Origin of the sequence: Halobacteriovorax sp. ZH5_bin.2, from assembly GCF_043196375.1 — a bacterium.
Classification (GTDB): domain Bacteria; phylum Bdellovibrionota; class Bacteriovoracia; order Bacteriovoracales; family Bacteriovoracaceae; genus Halobacteriovorax_A.
This window is the reverse complement of record NZ_JBEBMJ010000002.1, coordinates 53,815-71,366: the sequence shown is the minus strand read 5'-3', so window position 1 is coordinate 71,366 and position 17,552 is coordinate 53,815. Positions and strand designations below refer to the sequence as shown.

19 protein-coding genes are annotated in these 17,552 nt (G+C 38.8%); 7 read left to right on the top strand and 12 right to left on the bottom strand.

The window, feature by feature from the left end; translation table 11 throughout:
• The first annotated feature begins 2 nt into the window (after positions 1–2).
• From ABMA76_RS05600 to ABMA76_RS05575, 6 genes are all read left to right on the top strand, one after another.
• A complete protein-coding gene (locus tag ABMA76_RS05600) occupies positions 3–1,052 on the top strand; it encodes an RNA polymerase factor sigma-32 (RefSeq protein ID WP_392908231.1) in 1,050 nt (349 codons plus the stop codon).
• 80 nt (positions 1,053–1,132) lie between these two features.
• Entirely contained in the window at positions 1,133–1,411 is a 279-nt protein-coding gene (gene rpsO / locus ABMA76_RS05595; RefSeq protein ID WP_392908234.1) for a 30S ribosomal protein S15, read from the top strand.
• 242 nt (positions 1,412–1,653) lie between these two features.
• The gene (gene pnp / locus ABMA76_RS05590) at positions 1,654–3,912 is read left to right on the top strand and encodes a polyribonucleotide nucleotidyltransferase (protein WP_392908237.1); all 2,259 of its coding nucleotides are present in this window, start codon (positions 1,654–1,656) and stop codon (positions 3,910–3,912) included.
• Between the two features lie 17 nt (positions 3,913–3,929).
• Complete coding sequence (dut, locus tag ABMA76_RS05585) at positions 3,930–4,397, top strand: dUTP diphosphatase (protein WP_392908240.1); 468 nt, start codon at positions 3,930–3,932, stop codon at positions 4,395–4,397.
• A gap of 24 nt (positions 4,398–4,421) precedes the next feature.
• Entirely contained in the window at positions 4,422–4,706 is a 285-nt protein-coding gene (locus ABMA76_RS05580; protein ID WP_392908242.1) for a hypothetical protein, read from the top strand.
• Between the two features lie 40 nt (positions 4,707–4,746).
• A complete protein-coding gene (locus tag ABMA76_RS05575; protein WP_392908245.1) occupies positions 4,747–5,325 on the top strand; it encodes a 2Fe-2S iron-sulfur cluster-binding protein in 579 nt (192 codons plus the stop codon).
• Here ABMA76_RS05575 and ABMA76_RS05570 read toward each other — a convergent pair.
• The 10 genes from ABMA76_RS05570 to ubiE form a co-directional block, all read right to left on the bottom strand.
• Positions 5,322–5,882: a hypothetical protein gene (locus tag ABMA76_RS05570; protein ID WP_393061087.1), complete on the bottom strand. Its 561-nt coding sequence runs from the start codon at positions 5,880–5,882 to the stop codon at positions 5,322–5,324. The genes ABMA76_RS05575 and ABMA76_RS05570 overlap by 4 nt on opposite strands.
• A gap of 76 nt (positions 5,883–5,958) precedes the next feature.
• A complete protein-coding gene (locus ABMA76_RS05565; protein ID WP_021266560.1) occupies positions 5,959–6,210 on the bottom strand; it encodes a GlsB/YeaQ/YmgE family stress response membrane protein in 252 nt (83 codons plus the stop codon).
• A gap of 100 nt (positions 6,211–6,310) precedes the next feature.
• Entirely contained in the window at positions 6,311–7,480 is a 1,170-nt protein-coding gene (locus ABMA76_RS05560) for a hypothetical protein (protein ID WP_392908250.1), read from the bottom strand.
• A gap of 137 nt (positions 7,481–7,617) precedes the next feature.
• A complete protein-coding gene (locus tag ABMA76_RS05555) occupies positions 7,618–7,788 on the bottom strand; it encodes a hypothetical protein (RefSeq protein ID WP_392860807.1) in 171 nt (56 codons plus the stop codon).
• Between the two features lie 101 nt (positions 7,789–7,889).
• Positions 7,890–8,087, bottom strand: coding sequence for a hypothetical protein (locus ABMA76_RS05550; protein ID WP_392908253.1), 198 nt, complete (start codon positions 8,085–8,087; stop codon positions 7,890–7,892).
• Positions 8,088–8,128: 41 nt separating this feature from the next.
• On the bottom strand, positions 8,129–9,097 hold the full coding sequence (locus ABMA76_RS05545) for a hypothetical protein (RefSeq protein WP_392908255.1): 969 nt from the start codon (positions 9,095–9,097) through the stop codon (positions 8,129–8,131).
• Entirely contained in the window at positions 9,085–9,996 is a 912-nt protein-coding gene (menA, locus tag ABMA76_RS05540) for a 1,4-dihydroxy-2-naphthoate octaprenyltransferase (RefSeq protein WP_392908257.1), read from the bottom strand. The genes ABMA76_RS05545 and menA overlap by 13 nt, the downstream gene beginning before the upstream one ends.
• Before the next feature lie 4 nt (positions 9,997–10,000).
• Complete coding sequence (menD, locus tag ABMA76_RS05535) at positions 10,001–11,722, bottom strand: 2-succinyl-5-enolpyruvyl-6-hydroxy-3-cyclohexene-1-carboxylic-acid synthase (protein WP_392908259.1); 1,722 nt, start codon at positions 11,720–11,722, stop codon at positions 10,001–10,003.
• Positions 11,704–13,077: an isochorismate synthase MenF gene (locus tag ABMA76_RS05530; protein WP_393061085.1), complete on the bottom strand. Its 1,374-nt coding sequence runs from the start codon at positions 13,075–13,077 to the stop codon at positions 11,704–11,706. Before ABMA76_RS05530 ends, menD begins: the two co-directional genes overlap by 19 nt.
• Positions 13,078–13,791 carry a bifunctional demethylmenaquinone methyltransferase/2-methoxy-6-polyprenyl-1,4-benzoquinol methylase UbiE gene (gene ubiE, locus ABMA76_RS05525; RefSeq protein WP_392908263.1) on the bottom strand — a complete coding sequence of 238 codons (714 nt, stop codon included), beginning with the start codon at positions 13,789–13,791 and terminating at the stop codon, positions 13,078–13,080.
• A 108-nt stretch (positions 13,792–13,899) separates the two neighbouring features.
• On the opposite strand from ubiE, the gene ABMA76_RS05520 reads away from it, so the two are divergent.
• On the top strand, positions 13,900–14,880 hold the full coding sequence (locus ABMA76_RS05520) for a polyprenyl synthetase family protein (protein ID WP_392908265.1): 981 nt from the start codon (positions 13,900–13,902) through the stop codon (positions 14,878–14,880).
• 75 nt (positions 14,881–14,955) lie between these two features.
• Here the strand turns inward: ABMA76_RS05520 and ABMA76_RS05515 are convergent, their stop codons facing one another.
• Positions 14,956–16,107: a hypothetical protein gene (locus ABMA76_RS05515; RefSeq protein WP_392908267.1), complete on the bottom strand. Its 1,152-nt coding sequence runs from the start codon at positions 16,105–16,107 to the stop codon at positions 14,956–14,958.
• Positions 16,107–17,441 (bottom strand): aminopeptidase P N-terminal domain-containing protein, encoded by a 1,335-nt coding sequence (locus tag ABMA76_RS05510; RefSeq protein ID WP_392908270.1) that lies wholly within the window; start codon positions 17,439–17,441, stop codon positions 16,107–16,109. The genes ABMA76_RS05515 and ABMA76_RS05510 overlap by 1 nt, the downstream gene beginning before the upstream one ends.
• Between the last annotated feature and the right edge of the window lie 111 nt (positions 17,442–17,552).

The window sequence follows — 17,552 nt, the reverse complement described above, 5'->3', positions numbered from 1 at the left end:
TAATGGCAAAAGTTAATAATAACAATAATAGCAAAGATAAATCAAAGTACGATGTTGAGGTGCTCCCATCGGTTGAAGAATCAGGTCTTATCGAATCTCCTCATACAATATCTGATGAGGAAGGTGACTATGTTGATATCGGCCCTAAAAAGCTGACAATTGATGAAGAAGTTCAGCTGATACAAGAGACCTTACCGGCCCTTGCTTCAAACCTGCCAGTTCCTTCAAAGCTCGATAATAAGCTCAATCAATATCTAAAAGAGATCTCTCGCTACGAACTCCTATCGCCTGAACAAGAAAAGTTACTCGTTAAGCAATTTCGTGAATCAGGGGATATTGATCTGGCAAAGAAGCTTGTTGTCTCAAATCTACGCCTTGTTGTTAAGATTGCCATGGAGTATCGCAGTGCTCATGCCAATGTGATGGACCTTATCCAAGAGGGAAATATCGGTCTAATGAAGGCCGTCTCACTCTTTGAGCCAGATAAAGGCGCCAAGCTCTCTTATTACGCTTCTTGGTGGATTAAGTCTTATATCTTGAAGTTCATCCTCGATAATTTTAAGTTAGTTAAGTTAGGTTCAACCAATGAACAGAAGAAGCTTTTTTATAACCTCATGCGTGAAAAAGAGCGCCTCGAGGCCCAAGGGATTAAGCCAGACCATAAGACCATTGCCCAAAACCTCGATGTGAGTGAGAAGGCCGTGGCCCTGATGGATATGCGCCTAGGTGAAGGGGGCTCTGAAGTTAGTATCGACACTCCTGTTGGAGAGTCATCGTCGACAATGGGTGATCTGCTCCCAGATTCTGGTGATTTTGCTGAGGACATCGAATTTCAGCAGTCCTTGAAATTATTACAAGATAACCTGGACCAATTCATTCAAGGCCTAAAGCCGAGAGATCAAGAAATCTTTCGCGAGAGGCTCCTAAATGATGCTCCGCGCTCGCTCCAGTCCATAGCAGACGATTATGGGGTGTCCAGAGAACGAATTCGCCAAATTGAGGCCCGACTTCTTGAGAATTTAAAGGTTTACATGAGTGAAATTATAAGATAATATGCTCAAAATTATAGCGCCCCTCACTTGGCCTGGAAAATAACTTCCTTGCTCGGTTTTGGGTAAGTACGGAGAAAATTATGATTACAAAAGCAGAAACTGCAGCAATCGTTGCTGAATTCGGAAAAGAATTTGGTGCAGGTGAAAAAGACAGCGGAAGTGCAGCGGTTCAAGTTGCTATTCTTACAACAAGAATCAACAACCTAAAAGCTCACTTTGGTTCACACATCCACGATTATTCATCTAACCGTGGTCTTCTTAAGATGATTGGACGTCGTCGTCGTCTTCTTAAGTATGTAGCTACTAACAGCGAAGAAAGCTACAAAGCACTTATTAAGAAACTTGGTCTAAGAAAGTAAGCCAAATAAAAAGAAAGGAAGCTTTATGCTTCCTTTTTTTTATTTATAAAGTTAAAATTAAGTAACGAATTTTTTTGATAAGTAGACAAGGACAGTCTAGGGATTTAAGGGATATTAAAATTTAAGAACTCACAAGTCGAATAAGGTTTTTAAGTTTTCATATTCTTTGGATTTCTCAAGATCATCCTCAATTCTTAAAGAAAAAATTCTTAATACATTCAAAAATATAAAATGGAGTTTTTATGTTAAACAACAAACGTGAGTTTACTTACAACTTCGGTGGTAAAGATATTACTATCGAAACTGGCCGTATGGCCAAGCAAGCAGATGCTTCAGTTATCGTAACTAGTGGTGGTACACAGGTTCTTGTTACTGCAACTTCTGCAACTCAAGTAAAAGATGGGCAAGACTTCTTCCCACTTCTAGTTGAGTACACTGAGAAATTTTATTCAGCAGGGAAATTCCTTGGTGGATTCCTAAAAAGAGAAGGCCGTCCTTCAGTAGGTGAGACTCTAAATGCTCGTCTAATTGATAGACCACTAAGACCACTATTCCCAGAAGGGTATATGTTTGACACTGTTATTTCTTGTACAGTTATCTCTTACTCACCAGAAGGTGACCCAGAGGTTCTTGCAGCAATCGGTGCTTCAGCAGCTCTTACAATTTCAGATATTCCATTTGCAGGACCTATTGGTACTTGTAAAGTTGGTCGTATTGACGGTGAATTCGTTATCAACCCAGATCAAGATAAGTGGGAAGAATCAGATATGGAAATCGTTGTTGCTGCAAGTGACAACGCAATTCTTATGGTTGAAGGGGAAGCGAAAGTTGCTCCTGAACAAGATGTACTTGATGCAATCTTTTACGGTCAAAAAGAGATCGAAGGATTTGTTTCATTCCTTAAAGACGTTCAAAAAGAAGTTGGTAGAGAAAAACGTGAGTTCGTATCTGCTGCTGCAAATAAAACAATGCTTGAAAAAATCAGAGCTGACTTCACTGCAACAGCACGTGAAGCACTTAAGATTACAGACAAGCTTCTTAGACAAAAAGCTGTTAAAGCTATCGAGACTCAGGTTAAAGATGCTATGGCAGCTGATCCAGCAGCTTTTGGTCTTACTGAAGACGATGCTTTTGGAAAAGAAGCATACAAAGGTGTTGATGAACTAATGTATGAAATGCTACGTGGTGATATTCTTAATGAAGACAAGCGTATCGCTGGTCGTGGTCTTGCTGAAGTTCGTACAATCGAAACTGAAACAGATATTCTAAAGGTTCCACACGGATCATCTCTATTTACTCGTGGTGAAACACAAGTTATGGCCGCTGTAACGTTAGGTGGTAGTAAAGGTGCCCAAATGAGTGACCGTATTATCGGTACAAAAGAAGACCAATTCTACCTACACTATAACTTCCCTCCATTCTCTGTAGGTGAGGCCCGTGGTGTACGTGGTGTAGGACGTCGTGAGCAAGGTCACGGTAACCTAGCTGAGCGTGCTCTTAAAGCAGTTATGCCAACTGACTTCCCTTATACAACTCGTCTTGTATGTGAGGTTCTAGAGTCTAATGGTTCTTCTTCAATGGGTTCTGTGTGTTCAGGTTCAATGGCCCTTATGGATGCTGGTGTTCCTTTAACTGCTCCTGTTGCAGGGATCGCTATGGGTCTAGTAACAGATGGTGAAAGATTTAAAATCCTAACAGATATTCTTGGTGATGAAGATCACCTAGGTGATATGGACTTTAAAGTTGCTGGTACGACTGAAGGTATCACTGCAATTCAAATGGATATTAAGATCACAGGTCTTACAAAAGAGATCGTTGAAAGTGCGATGGCACAAGCAAGAGAAGGTCGTCTTCACATCCTAGAAGAGATGGCAAAGACAATCTCTGTAGAGAGAAAGACTCTTAAGGACGGTGTTCCTGTAATGAAGACGATGCAGATCAAGCAAGATCAAATCGGTGGCCTTATTGGTCCTGGTGGAAAAAATATCAAGAAGCTTCAAGAAGATTTCGACCTTACTATTGAAATTGAAGAAGATGGAACAACTAAGTTCATCTCAACTAACCAAGAGATGATTGATGAATGTATGGCACTAGTTGCTCTACAAATGAATGGCCCTGAAGTTGGAAAAGTATATGAAGCGAAAGTTGCTTCTCTTAAAGACTATGGTGCATTCGTTGATATCGCTGCAGGTGTTGGTGGACTTGTTCACATCTCTGAAATCGCTGAAGAAAGAATCACTGATGCAGCTGACTACTTAGATGAAGGTCAAGACATCAAGATCAAGGTTCTTGAAATCGATAAAATGGGACGCGCGAAGCTTTCTATCAAAGCAGTTGAAGCTCTTAAGAGAAAAGACGGTAAGACTGAAGCTGAAGCACAAAAAGATGCTCCTAAGCGCGAACCACGTGAGTCAAGAGACGGTGACAGAGGTGATCGTAGGCCAAGAAGTGACAGAAAACCTCGCGGTGACAGAAAGCCACGTGGTGACAAAAAAGACTAATAGGCAGATTGAGACTTATGATCGATAGAGTAGTTGATTTAAAAGTTAAGAAGCTAGAGCATTACGACTCTAGCTTCGATCTTCCACAATATGAAACAACTGGAGCTGCTGGAGCAGATCTTCGTGCTCACCTTGAGAACAAAGATAGCCTAGTTATCACTCCAGGTGCTCGTGTTCTTGTTCCAACTGGTTTAAGCTTTGAGATCCCACATGGGTATGAAGTTCAAATCAGACCTCGTTCGGGACTTTCATTTAAGACAGACCTTCTTGTTGTTAACTCACCAGGGACAATCGATTGCGATTACCGTGGGGAAGTTAAGATCATTCTTGGAAATTTTGGTAAAGAAGACTTCATTATTAAGCATGGTGAGCGTATCGCTCAGATGGTTATGGCACCAGTTTGGCAGGCCAGAATCTCGGCCGTGGATGAGTTAACTGATACTCAAAGAGGGGCCGGAGGCTTTGGCTCAACAGGAACAAAGTAAAAAAATACAATAAGGATTATTACGATGAGTTTAAAGGTAAACTATAGTCAGGCCTCAAATCAAGAGGAAGCTTATAATCTAGGGAAGCAGGCCGTAACGCCTGAATACGTGGCAAAATTCAACGTAAAAGCTGATGTCACAACAAATGATGGTAATTTTTCCATGCAAGCTAAAGGAAAAGGCTTTGAATTGAAGTTAAAGTTTGAAGATTCTTACTGTCTAGTTGATCTTGACCTATCTTTTATGCTAAAGCCTCTTAAAGGAAAAATTTTAGAAACCATTGAGAATAAGATCAAGAAGACGGTTTAATCGAGTTATTCGTTCTCAATAAATTTAATGAAGGCTTAAAATGTTCAAAGTTAATCTTACTCCATCAAATGAGACAATTTACGTTGATGATGAGGTGTCTCTATTAGAGCATCTGAAAAAGAATGGAGTTTATGTTAACTCTAGCTGTGGAGGACATGGTACATGTACTGATTGTATTGTGAGAATCACTGCTGGAGCAGATAACCTAAATGAGCCGACGGAAGTTGAGCAAAAACTTTTAGGGAATGTATTCCACATCACTAAAGAACGTATGTCATGCCAGACAATCGTTAACGGTGAAGTTACAGTGGATATGTCAGGGCACACGAAAGCAGGTGTTGAGGCCAAGCGTGAAGCTAAGAATAAGAAAGTTGTAAATGAGAAACTTTCAAAGCTTAAGCAATCTGGAAACTTCAAAGTAAGAAAGAAAGACGAAGTTGAAAAGGTTATGACTGAGCGCCAGGCCAAGTGGGAAGAAAAGAACTCTAAAAAAGAGGATTGGAAGAACCACTGGGAGCGTGAAGGACGTGACAGCTCAAAAGAAAAGCGCCTAGGAGGCGGACGTCGCCCTAAAACAATTCGTCAAAATTATAAAGAAGACGACAAAGAATCTAATTAAAATTCCGATAGCAGGGCCTGAATCTTTTTCAGGTCTGCTTTTCTATTTGAACGATCCACAAAAATATACTTCCCATTTTCAAGCTTCGCAAAAAGTTGAAAGTAGCCTTTATTTTCAAATCCACGCATTGTCGGATCTTGCTTCATCTTTGCCACATTTGGAGAGTCCATAAAGTGGTCAATTGAAAAAGCATCCTTTGCTTCTAGCTTATAGACCTTCTTGTATATTGGGATGAAGAAAATTCTGTGCTTTAGAATAAGCTTATCACCTTGCTTTACAATGAATTTTTCATACATATAGAAACAAAGTGTAATAAATGGAATTAGAAATAGTGTGGCCGCTACAGCAATAACGAGTGCCTGGTTGATACTATCACCAGTGTTATATAGCTTAATCATCGGTCCCTTAACGCCAATAAACATGGCAATAACGACTGTTGCAGCTGCTAGAAGGTAGCCCCAAAAAACCATCGGTAGTCCGTAGGTCTTAAGAGTTAATCCCTCTTCGTTGATAGTGATACGATCTTTTTCTTCTTTTGATACTGGAAATATAAACATTAGGCCCATGTGGCGTATTTTAGTCACAGGTCTGCGATTAGTCTACCAGATAATTAGAAGATATTACTCAATATCTTCACAACTTTTGCAAGAGCTGGAGAGTCGCTAAAAAGACAATTGCGCCGATGGTGGAGATAACGATACTTCCTATAAGGCCATAACTTGCAAAGCCTACCAGGTGGAATGTGAAGCTTCCTACGAAGGAGCCCATGATGCCCACTATGATATTGCCCACAAGGCCAAAGGTTTCTCCACGGTAGAGACTTCCTGCTAGCCAGCCAGAGATGGCACCAATAAATAAAATAATGATAAATTGTTCGATGGCCACGAAACACCTCCTAAATGAATTTATTTTAGGAGATGTATCGTATTGATTGTTAGTTAAGATAACTTAAATAAGTAAAACTTTTAAGCTCTAAGTACTGGGCCTATAGCCAAGTACTTAGTGAGAAGTTAATTGCGTACCCGTTCGTTTCGTCCGCATTTCCATCTGTTGATGTATTTGTTTCTTCTCTTAGTTGGCGCTCAACAAGGAAACCACCATTAAGTTGTACTTTTCTTGATAGTTTGTATTGTGCACCGATATCTAGCTTATAGATTGTTGTTCGACTTACGTTACCGTCGTTGTATCTCGACTGGCCAAAACCTGTAGTAGGATCAGCTGAGTAGTCATTCTTATCGTGAGCTTGGTCGTAAACGAATGAGTACTCAGCGTTAACACCAGCTGCCCATTTGTCGTCGATCTTATAAAGGAAACCAACTTGAGCATTATATGTCTCTTGTTTAAGAGTTGCGTAGCGATCATTTGGATGCTTTGAGAAGTAACCAAATAGTCCTTCAGTCCAAAATGCCCAGCTATTATTCTCATATTGGTAGGCAAGTGAGTATCCGTGATCTGCTTCTGGATCAATATCACGCCAGTAAGTGAAAGCACCTACGATGATCTCGTGATTTTGAGTAGGGTTGTAACGTCCCTTATAAGCAAAACCTCTTTGGAAGTTAGTGTTGAAAGTTCTTTCAGTGTCATATGAAAGCTCTGAAGCCGGATCACCACCAAGGTATGGAATAGACTGGTTATCTCTGTCACGTCTTACCTGTTGGTTTGAACCAAAGAAAGTCACATCGTGAGTTTGACCTTGTCTCCAACCACCGTAGCGAAGAGTTAGAAGATACTTTCTTTTGAAGTATCCAGCTCTCATTCCTGAGTATGTTTGAGTTAGGTATCCACCGTCCATTAGGTTTCTTTCAGTGATACCAAAGTGCATTGTATAGAAAGGAACTTTACCCTTACCACCTGTTAGCTTCCATTTATTATTAAAGCGGTAAGTTAGTAGGGCCTCTTCCATCAGGTCAACTGTTGTCCCTGCTTCTTCTGTTGCATCAATATCAAGCTTAAACTTTGCACTCCACTGCTCGTGGTTGAAATAAACTTTAATATCAGCAGTTCCGTAACCCATTTCAGCACGTGTGCTGTTGCCACCGATCTTCTCAAGTGTCATTAGGTCTAAAACCATAAAGGCACGAACGTTGAAGTCGTAGGCTTGGGCCGTAATACTACTAAGTAGTAATAGTGAAATTAGTAGGGATCTTTTAAACATTGTCTACTCTCTCTTATCAAATAGGCTTATAAATTGGCGAATTAATAAGAGAGATGTATCAATTAAGTGACAAAGTGTAAAAACAGAATTGTGTTAAGTATGAATTACTTACAATATAAATTTGTCTTTGTAGTAAATTAGAGCTGATTACAGTCTTCGTAATTCTCGTAATATTGTTCGTAGTCAGGAACAGATGTTTCCTTACAATCTTTTCGCTCAGAAGCGACATCACGAGTTGTGCTTGAAGAGCACGAGGCGCTAAATAAAACTAATGTAGACAGGGTAAGTAGAGAGATAATTTTTTTCATGAAAAACTCCTTTTCCTGCCAATATTATAACTCGAATAGGGATAAAAAAAAGGCCTGCAAAATGTGCAGGCCCTCTATTACATGATCGATAGAATCGATTATTAAGACTTCTTCTTAGCTTTTTTGACCTTGCGATCACATGACTTTCCATCGCATTTCTTAGAGTCTTTGCAGTCTTTCTTCTTTTTAGCGCAACAGCTCTTTTGCGCACGATCACAAGACTTACCAGAGTGGTGTGAATTAAACGATGAGCATGATCCCATAACTAACAGGGCCGTTAGACCAAGTACTTTAAACATAACTTCTCCTTAAAATTTGTTAAAACTCTTCAACACAAAAATTAAAGAGGCCTTGCTATTAGCAAACTCTTTTCAGGTTGAAATTCTTTAAATAATTTTAACCCATTTTGATAGAAATTGAAGGTCGAAAGGCCTGCGGAATTATTTTCTAAAGCTGCTAAATGAATAACAAAGTTAAATAATTGAGGGCACTCAAGTCCGCTAGTGACTATTATCTGCCAATTTCTCTTGTCGCGTCTTAGCTGGAAGAACTCAAATACATTGATATTCACACCAAATTTAAGAATTATATGCTGAACTTCCTCTGGAATATTATTTCTGAATTGAAATTCAAAACTTTCGTCGAGTGCTAGGGCAATGCGATCGCTCCACAGGCTTTGGGCCCAAAGTCCAAGATCACTAAATGGCTCTTCAATATACTCAATAGCATCAATTGTTTGAGGCTCTAGATTATAAAGGATGCTTTCCAAAACTGAACTATCAAGACTACGGTTTCCGTCAAGGCGTAGTTTAACACCTTTTGCTGCCAATGAGTTTAGGTCTGCAATTACATCATGAGTATTGGAGTTTGTTGAAATTTTATATTTTAAAATATCATGAGAATTAAATTTTAAGTCTAGGCCCTTTTGGAAAAGTAAATTTATTCTCACGCTGTTGGCCTGATTAAAATAATCATGATTACCATTTACCTTTCGGTAGTACTTAATGAGAGCATATTCAAAGGCCAAGATAACATTATTTGGAATTTCCTTCTCATTAATTATAGGAGCTTCAAATAAGTCACCTTTGATAAATTCTTCAAGAGGGTAGTCGATCTCATACTCGTGTTCGAGCTCTTGATATTCATAGAAGAAGGCAAATTGGGTGATATAGGAAGTGAAGACTTCCTCCCCAATAGAGACTTCCACTTCAAAATAATCAATTTTCTTATATTCTTTAGCACGCGCCTTAAGAGCTAGGCGCATATTATGAACTTCTTTGTATATAGGTCTAAGAACTAACTTAGCCACATGACCCCACTATAAATAAGAGTTGAAATGAAAAGGTATTTACCTGTTCTGGCAAGGCTTTCATTATAGGCCGGTGATGGCCTATTTTTAATCGGGTAGGTCCATGTTTTTAAAAATACTAAAGTTAAAATGAGAAGGATAAGATTTAGGGCCATGGCCTGGCCACTTCTTAAAATAAGATGAGAATGTCCGCATAAGATAGCAAAAGCAATGGCAACAAATATTAAAGGTAGCCAGCTTGAGGCATTCTTCATAACCATTTTATTAAGTAAAATACCAAGAGTTAGCTTGCCTGCGGCCTTATCACTTTCAATATCACGAGCATTATTAATTGCCATAATGGCCGCACTTAGCAGTCCCGGATAGAAACTAAGAAGTATAATTGAATCATTAATTGTACCTACCTGAAGATAGTACGCACCACAAACTGCAATATTGCCAAAAAAGATAAGAGCAAGGAGCTCTCCAAGTCCATAGTGAGATAGCGGAAAAGGGCCACCTGTGTAGGCATAAGCTCCAAGAATTGAAGTAAGGCCAACAATGACAATTGGAAGTCCCCCAACATTCATAAGAAAGATTCCAAGCAAGAAGGCCATGGCAAGTGTAGCGATGAAGAACTTCTTTACTGTCTGTGGACTTACAAGGCCTGTGCTTGTCACACGCTGTGGGCCTATGCGTTCTTGTGTATCAACACCTGTTTGGGTGTCATAATAGTCATTAATGAGATTAGAAGATATTTGTAAAAGGAGAGTGCATATCAAAGTAATAATAAAAATAATCCAACTAACATCGCCTTGATCAAAATAGGCCGCTGCCGTGGCCATGATAACCGGAGAGGCTCCGGCCGGTAATGTCTTGGGCCTTGCTGCAGTTATAAATCCTTTTACAAGTTGACTCATTATTTTACCTTTTTACTGTTTTTAATTTTTTAAAGAGTGCCAAGTTCGACTCGTTATTAGTGATGGCCTCGATGATATTAACTCCTTTACTACTTAAGGCATCTGCCACAAGCTTATTAAAGTCATTCTTCGTTTCACAGCACTGATAGGTCAGCCCATCAAATGCCTTAATTAGACGATCGAATCGGTCTTGGTGTGGCGTTGTAAGAAGTGGAAGAAATTCTTTTTCTTTTGATATTGGAAGAAGATTAAAAATATCACCTTGGAAATTATTAATAATAATTACTGTTAGGTTCTTTCCGGCATTGGCCGCTTCTTCAAGCATGTAAAGAGAATTTAAGTCGTGTTTAAATGAAATGTCACCAAGAACAAGAAGTTTTGGTTTATCATTCTCATCACTAAGCCCAACAAGAGTTGCAACAAAGCCTTCGATACCACTTACACCGCGGTTACTAAATACATTAACATTTGATCTGTAGTTGCTAGACACAAAGTTATCAAAACTGCGTACAATCGTTGAGTTACCAACTAGTAGGTCGTAATTGTCATCGATATTTTCAATGATATTCTTAGAAATAAAAGGTTGAGTAAGCTCTTCCTCTTCAATGATGGTCCTTTTCTTCTCGACAAAGTCATGCCACATAACAGGTGGGGCCTGATTTAATTCAAGCTTAACAAGCCCATTTAAAAATGACAGTGGGTCACAGATAATTTTATGTGTATTCGAAAAACCAGGGTCATGATCAAAGTCCACATTTGTCACGTGGATTAGCTCACAATTATTTCTTTCTAAGTAATTATAGTAGTGCTTAGAAACTAAGCGGCCACCAATATGAATAATGATATCTGGTGGATTTTGCTCATAAACATCTAAGACTTCTGGATGATCAAAATTAGGTGTTAGGTAGTCTTCTAAGCAGAACTGATACTTAAGTCCACTCGTAAGATCAAGATACTTTGGGACTTTGATTTTCATTAGGGCATCTTGGTAGTGCTCAAGATCTTTTTTCCCATCAAGCTTTCCGATAACAAGAAGAATATTTTTCGCTTCAACAAGTTTTTGTCCTAGTTCAAACTCCATTTGATAAGTTTGATAGGCACTTGAAATAACCTTTGCTCCATTTGCGTTAAAGCTTACTAATGCCTTTTCTAAATATTCTTTAGAAATAGGCATTGGAGTGGAGTCCAGTGGCTCTCTGAGAGGAAGGTTAATATGTACTGGTCTCTTATTGATCTTTGCTCTTCCAATGGCCGTTGAAATTAAAGTTCTAAGTCTTGTGGCACTTAATGCTTCATTTGGTGCCTCTAAACTTAGGTTATAACATGTGTGATCAGCGATAACACTTAGTTGGTCAATGGTTTGATTCGAGTCAGTCTTAACTAACTCACTTGGCCTATCGGCCGTCAGTATGATTAGTGGAAGCCCCGATTTATTCGCTTCAATAATGGCAGGTGCGAAATTGGCCATGGCAGTACCTGAAGTACAAGTCAGTAGGGGAATTGAATCCGAGACCTTTGAGCGCCCTAGGGCCCTATAGCTTAATGCTCTTTCATCAAAGTATGAGAATGTGTCAACTAACTCATGGTAGTGAGCAGCTGCAAGAACAGGGGCATTACGCATACCAGGTGCCGTGTAGAACTGTGTAATTGAGTTCTTTGCTAACTCATCAACAATAATGGATGCCCAAAGTCTTGAAAGATTTTCTGTTATTGGAAATTTGTCCATGATTTGGCCTTGATAACTTCAGTGAAGTTTTTCATTTTATTTGTGGTTTCATTCCATTCTTTTTCAGCTGAAGAGTCTTTGACGATTCCACAACCAGCATAGATATGAAGGTCTGTTTTATCCACAAGAGCACACCTTAGCCCTACAGCAAATTCAGTTCTGTCTTTTGAAAAATACCCAATTGGTGCGGCATAGAGTCCTCTCGAATTTGTCTCGAGTTCACTAATGAGGTCCATTGCTAGAGGCTTTGGAAGTCCCGCTACAGCTGGAGTTGGATGCAGGTGAGTGATCAAGTCACTACGTTTTGCATTATCATTTAAGACGGCCTCATACTTAGTATGAATATGCTGAATATACTTTAGCTTTAAGATTTGCTCTTTCTTTGTGATTTCAATATCACTTGCAAGATTAGCAAGTGTATCTTCAATATAACTAGAAACATGCCTGTGTTCTTCTAGCTCTTTTGTATTTGTTAGAAGTGTTTGTTCAAGAGCATCGTCCTCTTGTTTATTTGCACCTCTTTTTGTCGTCCCTGCAAGACTATCAATAAAGATCTTTCTGCCATCAAGTTTAAATAGAGTCTCTGGTGTGACACTATAGAAACATTGGTGAGGCGAAAATTGAAATAAGAGATTGTAGCTGTTGTGACTATTATTCTCTTTTAGGGTCTTAAATTGTCCATAAGAAGAAATTGGATTCTTAAAAGAAACCTTAAGTTTTCTTGAGAGAACAATCTTTGATATCTGTGAGCGATTTATTTTTGAAACTGCGGCCTTAACAATTTTATTCCACTGGTTCTTACTCGTTTCAGACACGTTCTTCGTAATATGGTTATAATCTGTAAGGGTATGCTTTGGGTTTGGATCTAAAGTGATCGCTAGCTCGTGTAGAGCTTGCTTCTTATTTTGCTCATCTGCAAAGAAAGAATTTGGTAGAATCACATTAATGTCAACGCCTTGAGGAGTTGATTCAATTAAGACCTTTGGCACAAAGTAAGAGCAATCTTCAAGGCCGTGCCACTCAAGTGAGTCTGCTTCAGCTTTAAAACGTTGTGCTCCACAGATTTTTAAGAAGTCATGAGATTCTATTAGGCGCTCAATATCTTCGTAGTGATAAAGAGAACTAAAGTCACGCCAAGAGCCTAATGCTAATAACTCTGTGTCCTTGTCTTTATTTAAAAAGTAAAACTTCTTAAAAGTTTGAAAGTGATCAATAATTGATGAAATATTATTAAAACCAGCTTCAAACTTATAGAGGCTATATTCACTACCTTTGATTAAATCCTCGCTTGAGCAATCAAGCTTAATCAGGGCATTGATAATATCAATTTGAAGGTTGTTAGCAGATAAACGCAATTACTTCTCTCCAATGTAAAGAGTGGCAATTCCAAATGTTAGAGTAATAAATCTAACATTCTTAAACCCTGCCTTTGTCATCTCATCTGCAAATTCTTGTCCATATGGAAAGTCTTCAACAGTTTGATTTAGATAAGTGTAGGCATCCTTGTGCTTTGAAATTAAGTTCCCTACAAACGGTAGTAAATATCTAAAGTAGAAGAAGTAGATGCCACGAAATACGAAGTTCTTTGGAATTGAAAATTCAAGGACAAAGCTTCTTCCACCTGGGCGAATAACTCTGTACATATTTTGTAGAGACTTTTTGAAATCAGGAAAGTTTCTGATACCAAAACTTACACTTGTTACATCAAATGTCTCATCGGCCGCTGGAATCTCAACTCCATCACCAATGTGCATCTTTGCTTTATGATCTAATTTCTTTGCGACAATTTTTTTCTTACCGATCTCAATCATACCTTTCGACAGGTCAATTCCTGTTACACTCTCGACGTTTTTTGCGCGGGCAAGGGCAATTGTTAAATCCCCCGTTCCACATGCAAGATCTAGGCATTGAAGCTTTTCTTTCTTTGGAAGGTTGGCAATAACCACCTTACGCCAGTAAATATCAATACCAAATGAAAGGATATGATTTAGTAAATCGTATGTACCAGCGATCTTATCAAAGATCTCAAATGACTTCGTTTTTCTTGTAGCAAGCTCTTTACCTCTCATATTTAATCAGTCCTTCTGCGGTGCAGTGTTTGTCAATAGTATTTGCGTTATATTAATCATTTACGGCCCCTTTCGACAAGTGGTATTACTATTAAAACGGAAAAAACTATGAACGAATTTTTTGAAAGCATCCCTCCACAAATTTTAGAGAAAGCGGTCAATATTGACCTCGATATTAAGTCTGAAAACTGCCTTAAATCTATTAAGGAAGTTCTTGCTAAAACTGTTTTATCTGGTGGAAAACGCCTGCGCCCAATGTTGACATATTTAATGGCCGATTTTTTTAATGCGCATGAAAAAGAGGATGTGACGATTTGTGCCCGTGCAATTGAAATGGTTCACGCCGCTTCACTTGCGCACGATGACGTTATTGATGGCGCAACGCAAAGGCGAGGAAATCCTTCAATTAATGTTGAAGCATCAAATAAGAAGGCCGTTCTTGCTGGTGACTATTTACTAGCTGACGTCATTTTAAGCCTATCAAAAATTGGTTCAATCAATATTCTACAGAGCATGTCTCAGGTTATTCAAGAGCTTGCTATTGGTGAATGGGTTCAGTCAGATGCGCTTGAGTCCCGTAAATATTCGAAAGAAGTTATTGAAAATATCGCCTTCCATAAAACAGCTTCTGTGATGGGGTGGTGCTGTTGGTCAGGGGCCTATCTTGGTGTAGAGGACGCAGAGTTGGCAGCTAAGGCCGCACGCTTTGGACACTTAATTGGTATCGCTTTCCAGATGATCGATGACACTCTTGATTTTAGTGATGGAGAGAGCTTGAAAGATGCTCATCTTGATCTTGAGCAAAACTTAGTTAACTCAGTTGTCTATGATTATCTGGCGGCCAATCCACTTAAGATGGATGCTTATAAAAAAGGTGGCGAACTAAAGGAAATCGTTAATCTCGATGAGATCTCTGCAAATGTGGCCAATATTAAAAATGAGGCAACAGCGTTAATTGACGAAGCAAGTGATATTCTTCATGAGATTCGTACCGAGTTAATCTCTCGTGGATTCAATGAAGAGCGTTTATCTGAAACGATCAAGCCTCTTGAGCTTATTGGTGGCTTCATTCTAAATCGCCAAGTTTAAGATTCTTAATAGTTTAAATTTAGATCATTATTTTACGAATAAAATATTTTAGGCCAAGCTTAAGCTCGGCCTTTTTTAAAGTCTAAACGTTGCCCAGATAGGGAAGTGATCACTTGCCTTTTTAAGCTCGATAGCATCATCATCAATACAAGTCACACGCTTATCTAATCCTTTAACCATATACTTTGGTAGCTCACTTGGTGGCGTACAAAAAACATTACCTTTATTGACAAGTGTCTCTGGGTTATAGATTCCAGCATCCATGAGCTTTAGGCCCCTGTAAGCAATATAATCTAGTGTTAGTGGATTGCGATTGCCGGCAAAAGTCTGGCGCTCATTTGTAGGCCCTGGGTTTTTAAGCCAAGGACTTAGGTGATTAAATAATCTTCTAAGAACAACAGAACCTGGATTATTCATATAAATTGAAGTGTTGAAGTCACCCATGATGATCACTCGATCTTCTTTATGAATCGGTTTTAAGTGAGCATACTTCTTTGGAAGCTTGACATTAAAGTTAGTTGCCCCTGTTACATACCACTCAAGAAAACGAAGTTGATCGCGGTTTCTTTCATAGTTTGGCGTCTGGCGATTTCCAAAGTGATAGCTTGGAACTGTGTGAAGAAGAATAAGATGTACTTCTTTATCGGCCACTTCAATGACAAGGTGAGTGAAGCTCTTATCAAAAAGTTGCATCTCTTTTGGAAGTTTTTTTCCACTACCATCGCGAAATTTTGAAAAGTCAGCGGCCGGATTAAACTCTTTCCACTGAAGATCCTTTACGATAATTTCTTCTTTAATTGGATGCTTTGAAGCAAACCCTGTTGAATACTGACCTGGGAAAAGCCCATAATTTACTTGGTCGGCATTCTTGCGATCTTTAGTATACTTACCATTAACTTTTTTCGCTTTATTTCCAGTGTTGGCCTGAGTAAAACTAAAGGCAAACTCACTTGTATCTTCTTTTAATTGGCCTAAGAGCTTTTCGAGATTCTTTCCATTAGGAAGGTCGTATTGAATCTCATTTACGCTAATGGCATCAAAATCAAGCTTCTCTAGGATATTTTTAACACTCGTAAGCTGATCATTCTTCTTACTTAGTTTAGTTGTATCAAGTTCCTTAATATTCCAATGGACGAGATGAATTTCATCATCTCGTCTATCATTAGAGGCACAAGAAGCACCGATTAAAATAAAAAGTGTTATTAAAAGAAGATTTGTCGTTTTCATTACAGTAGGAATTCCTTTGCGTCTTTTGCACAAGCTTCTTCAACTTCTTCAACTGTCTTTGGGATCATGTGAGATAGATTCTCGTATCCATCGTCAGTGATAAGAATGTTGTCTTCGATACGAATTCCAATCCCTTTTAACTCTTCTGGAATATTTGTGAATTCATTATTGAAGTAAAGTCCTGGCTCAATTGTAAAGATACAACCTTTTGTGAAAGTCATTGGATCTTTTGTCCCTTCAATTAAGTAAGGGTTTTGATCGTGAACATCAAGCCCTAGCCAGTGACCTGTTCCATGAGGGAAGTATTTTCTATGATTTGCTTGTTCAATATTTGAACTAACAGTCCCTTCAAGAACTTTAAGATCAATTAGACCTTGAGTTAGGATTTCACTTACTTTGTTATGAAGCATTGTTGCGTTGTTACCAGGTTTAGATAATTCAATGGCCGCAAGTTGTGAATCAAGAACGATATTATAAACTTCTTTTTGAATTCCCGTGTACTTTCCACTAACTGGAAAAGTTCTCGTGATATCTGTTGCATAACCATTTAACTCACTTCCTGCATCAATAAGAAGAAGATCACCTTCATTTAGAACTTCATCGTTTTTGATATAGTGTAAGCAGTTTGCATTATTTCCACCTGCGATAATATTGTCATATGCACTTCCTTGAGTTGGTCCTTTCATAAAAAGGTAAGTCATAAGTGCATTCACTTCTTGTTCTGTTGCTCCTGGACGAGCAAGTGCCATTGCCGCACGGTGAGCACGATCTGTTACGATCATCGCTTCTCTCATTGTAGCAATTTCTGTTTCATCTTTAATAAAACGCATCTTCTCAATAAGGTGACCTACGTTTTTAAATGTGTCTGGTGGAAGTTCTTGTTGAGCTCTTTTCTTGTGAAATAAAGAACCAGCGATTCTTCTTGCCTTATCTGCAATATCTGTGCGCTCACTTAGGTGAACATAGAGACTCTTGTGTCCAGGAAGAAGTTCTTCTAATTTCTTATCAAGCTCTTCAATTGAGTAGCCTTCATCTGTTCCAAGAAGCTCACTTGCTTTTTGTGGCCCAAGTCTTTTCCCTGCCCACATTTCTGCAATTTCATCTTTTGGACGAACAAAGATAATCTGTTTTTCAACACCATCTTTCTTTGAAAGGATAAGAGCACTATCGGCTTCATTAAGCCCTGTTAAATATCGAAAATTTGAGTTTTGGCGAAATGGAAATTCAGTATCATTGCTCTTATGAGCATATGTAGCGGAAGCAATTACAGCAATTCCGTCATCCATCATTTCTAGTAGCTTTTTACGGCGGTTTATGTAGACATTATTTGTCATTGAATACCTCACTTTTTATGGGGTTATCCTATCAAAGTATGCCCAAAACGCAAAGAGGGCGCCCTGGAAAAGGCGCCCCCTTCTTACAACCAAAATCTAATGGAGTATTAG

Excerpts from the sequence above, each read along its gene's own strand:
- ABMA76_RS05580 (WP_392908242.1), top strand. The coding sequence starts at position 4,422 with ATGAGTTTAAAGGTAAACTATAGTCAGGCCTCAAATCAAGAGGAAGCT.
- ABMA76_RS05600 (WP_392908231.1), top strand. The coding sequence starts at position 3 with ATGGCAAAAGTTAATAATAACAATAATAGCAAAGATAAATCAAAGTAC.
- menA (WP_392908257.1), bottom strand. The coding sequence starts at position 9,996 with ATGAGTCAACTTGTAAAAGGATTTATAACTGCAGCAAGGCCCAAGACA.
- ABMA76_RS05575 (WP_392908245.1), top strand. The coding sequence starts at position 4,747 with ATGTTCAAAGTTAATCTTACTCCATCAAATGAGACAATTTACGTTGAT.
- menD (WP_392908259.1), bottom strand. The coding sequence starts at position 11,722 with ATGGACAAATTTCCAATAACAGAAAATCTTTCAAGACTTTGGGCATCC.
- ABMA76_RS05550 (WP_392908253.1), bottom strand. The coding sequence starts at position 8,087 with ATGTTTAAAGTACTTGGTCTAACGGCCCTGTTAGTTATGGGATCATGC.
- ubiE (WP_392908263.1), bottom strand. The coding sequence starts at position 13,791 with ATGAGAGGTAAAGAGCTTGCTACAAGAAAAACGAAGTCATTTGAGATC.
- ABMA76_RS05555 (WP_392860807.1), bottom strand. The coding sequence starts at position 7,788 with ATGAAAAAAATTATCTCTCTACTTACCCTGTCTACATTAGTTTTATTT.
- pnp (WP_392908237.1), top strand. The coding sequence starts at position 1,654 with ATGTTAAACAACAAACGTGAGTTTACTTACAACTTCGGTGGTAAAGAT.
- ABMA76_RS05520 (WP_392908265.1), top strand. The coding sequence starts at position 13,900 with ATGAACGAATTTTTTGAAAGCATCCCTCCACAAATTTTAGAGAAAGCG.
- ABMA76_RS05510 (WP_392908270.1), bottom strand. The coding sequence starts at position 17,441 with ATGACAAATAATGTCTACATAAACCGCCGTAAAAAGCTACTAGAAATG.
- ABMA76_RS05560 (WP_392908250.1), bottom strand. The coding sequence starts at position 7,480 with ATGTTTAAAAGATCCCTACTAATTTCACTATTACTACTTAGTAGTATT.
- ABMA76_RS05515 (WP_392908267.1), bottom strand. The coding sequence starts at position 16,107 with ATGAAAACGACAAATCTTCTTTTAATAACACTTTTTATTTTAATCGGT.
- dut (WP_392908240.1), top strand. The coding sequence starts at position 3,930 with ATGATCGATAGAGTAGTTGATTTAAAAGTTAAGAAGCTAGAGCATTAC.
- ABMA76_RS05570 (WP_393061087.1), bottom strand. The coding sequence starts at position 5,882 with ATGTTTATATTTCCAGTATCAAAAGAAGAAAAAGATCGTATCACTATC.
- rpsO (WP_392908234.1), top strand. The coding sequence starts at position 1,133 with ATGATTACAAAAGCAGAAACTGCAGCAATCGTTGCTGAATTCGGAAAA.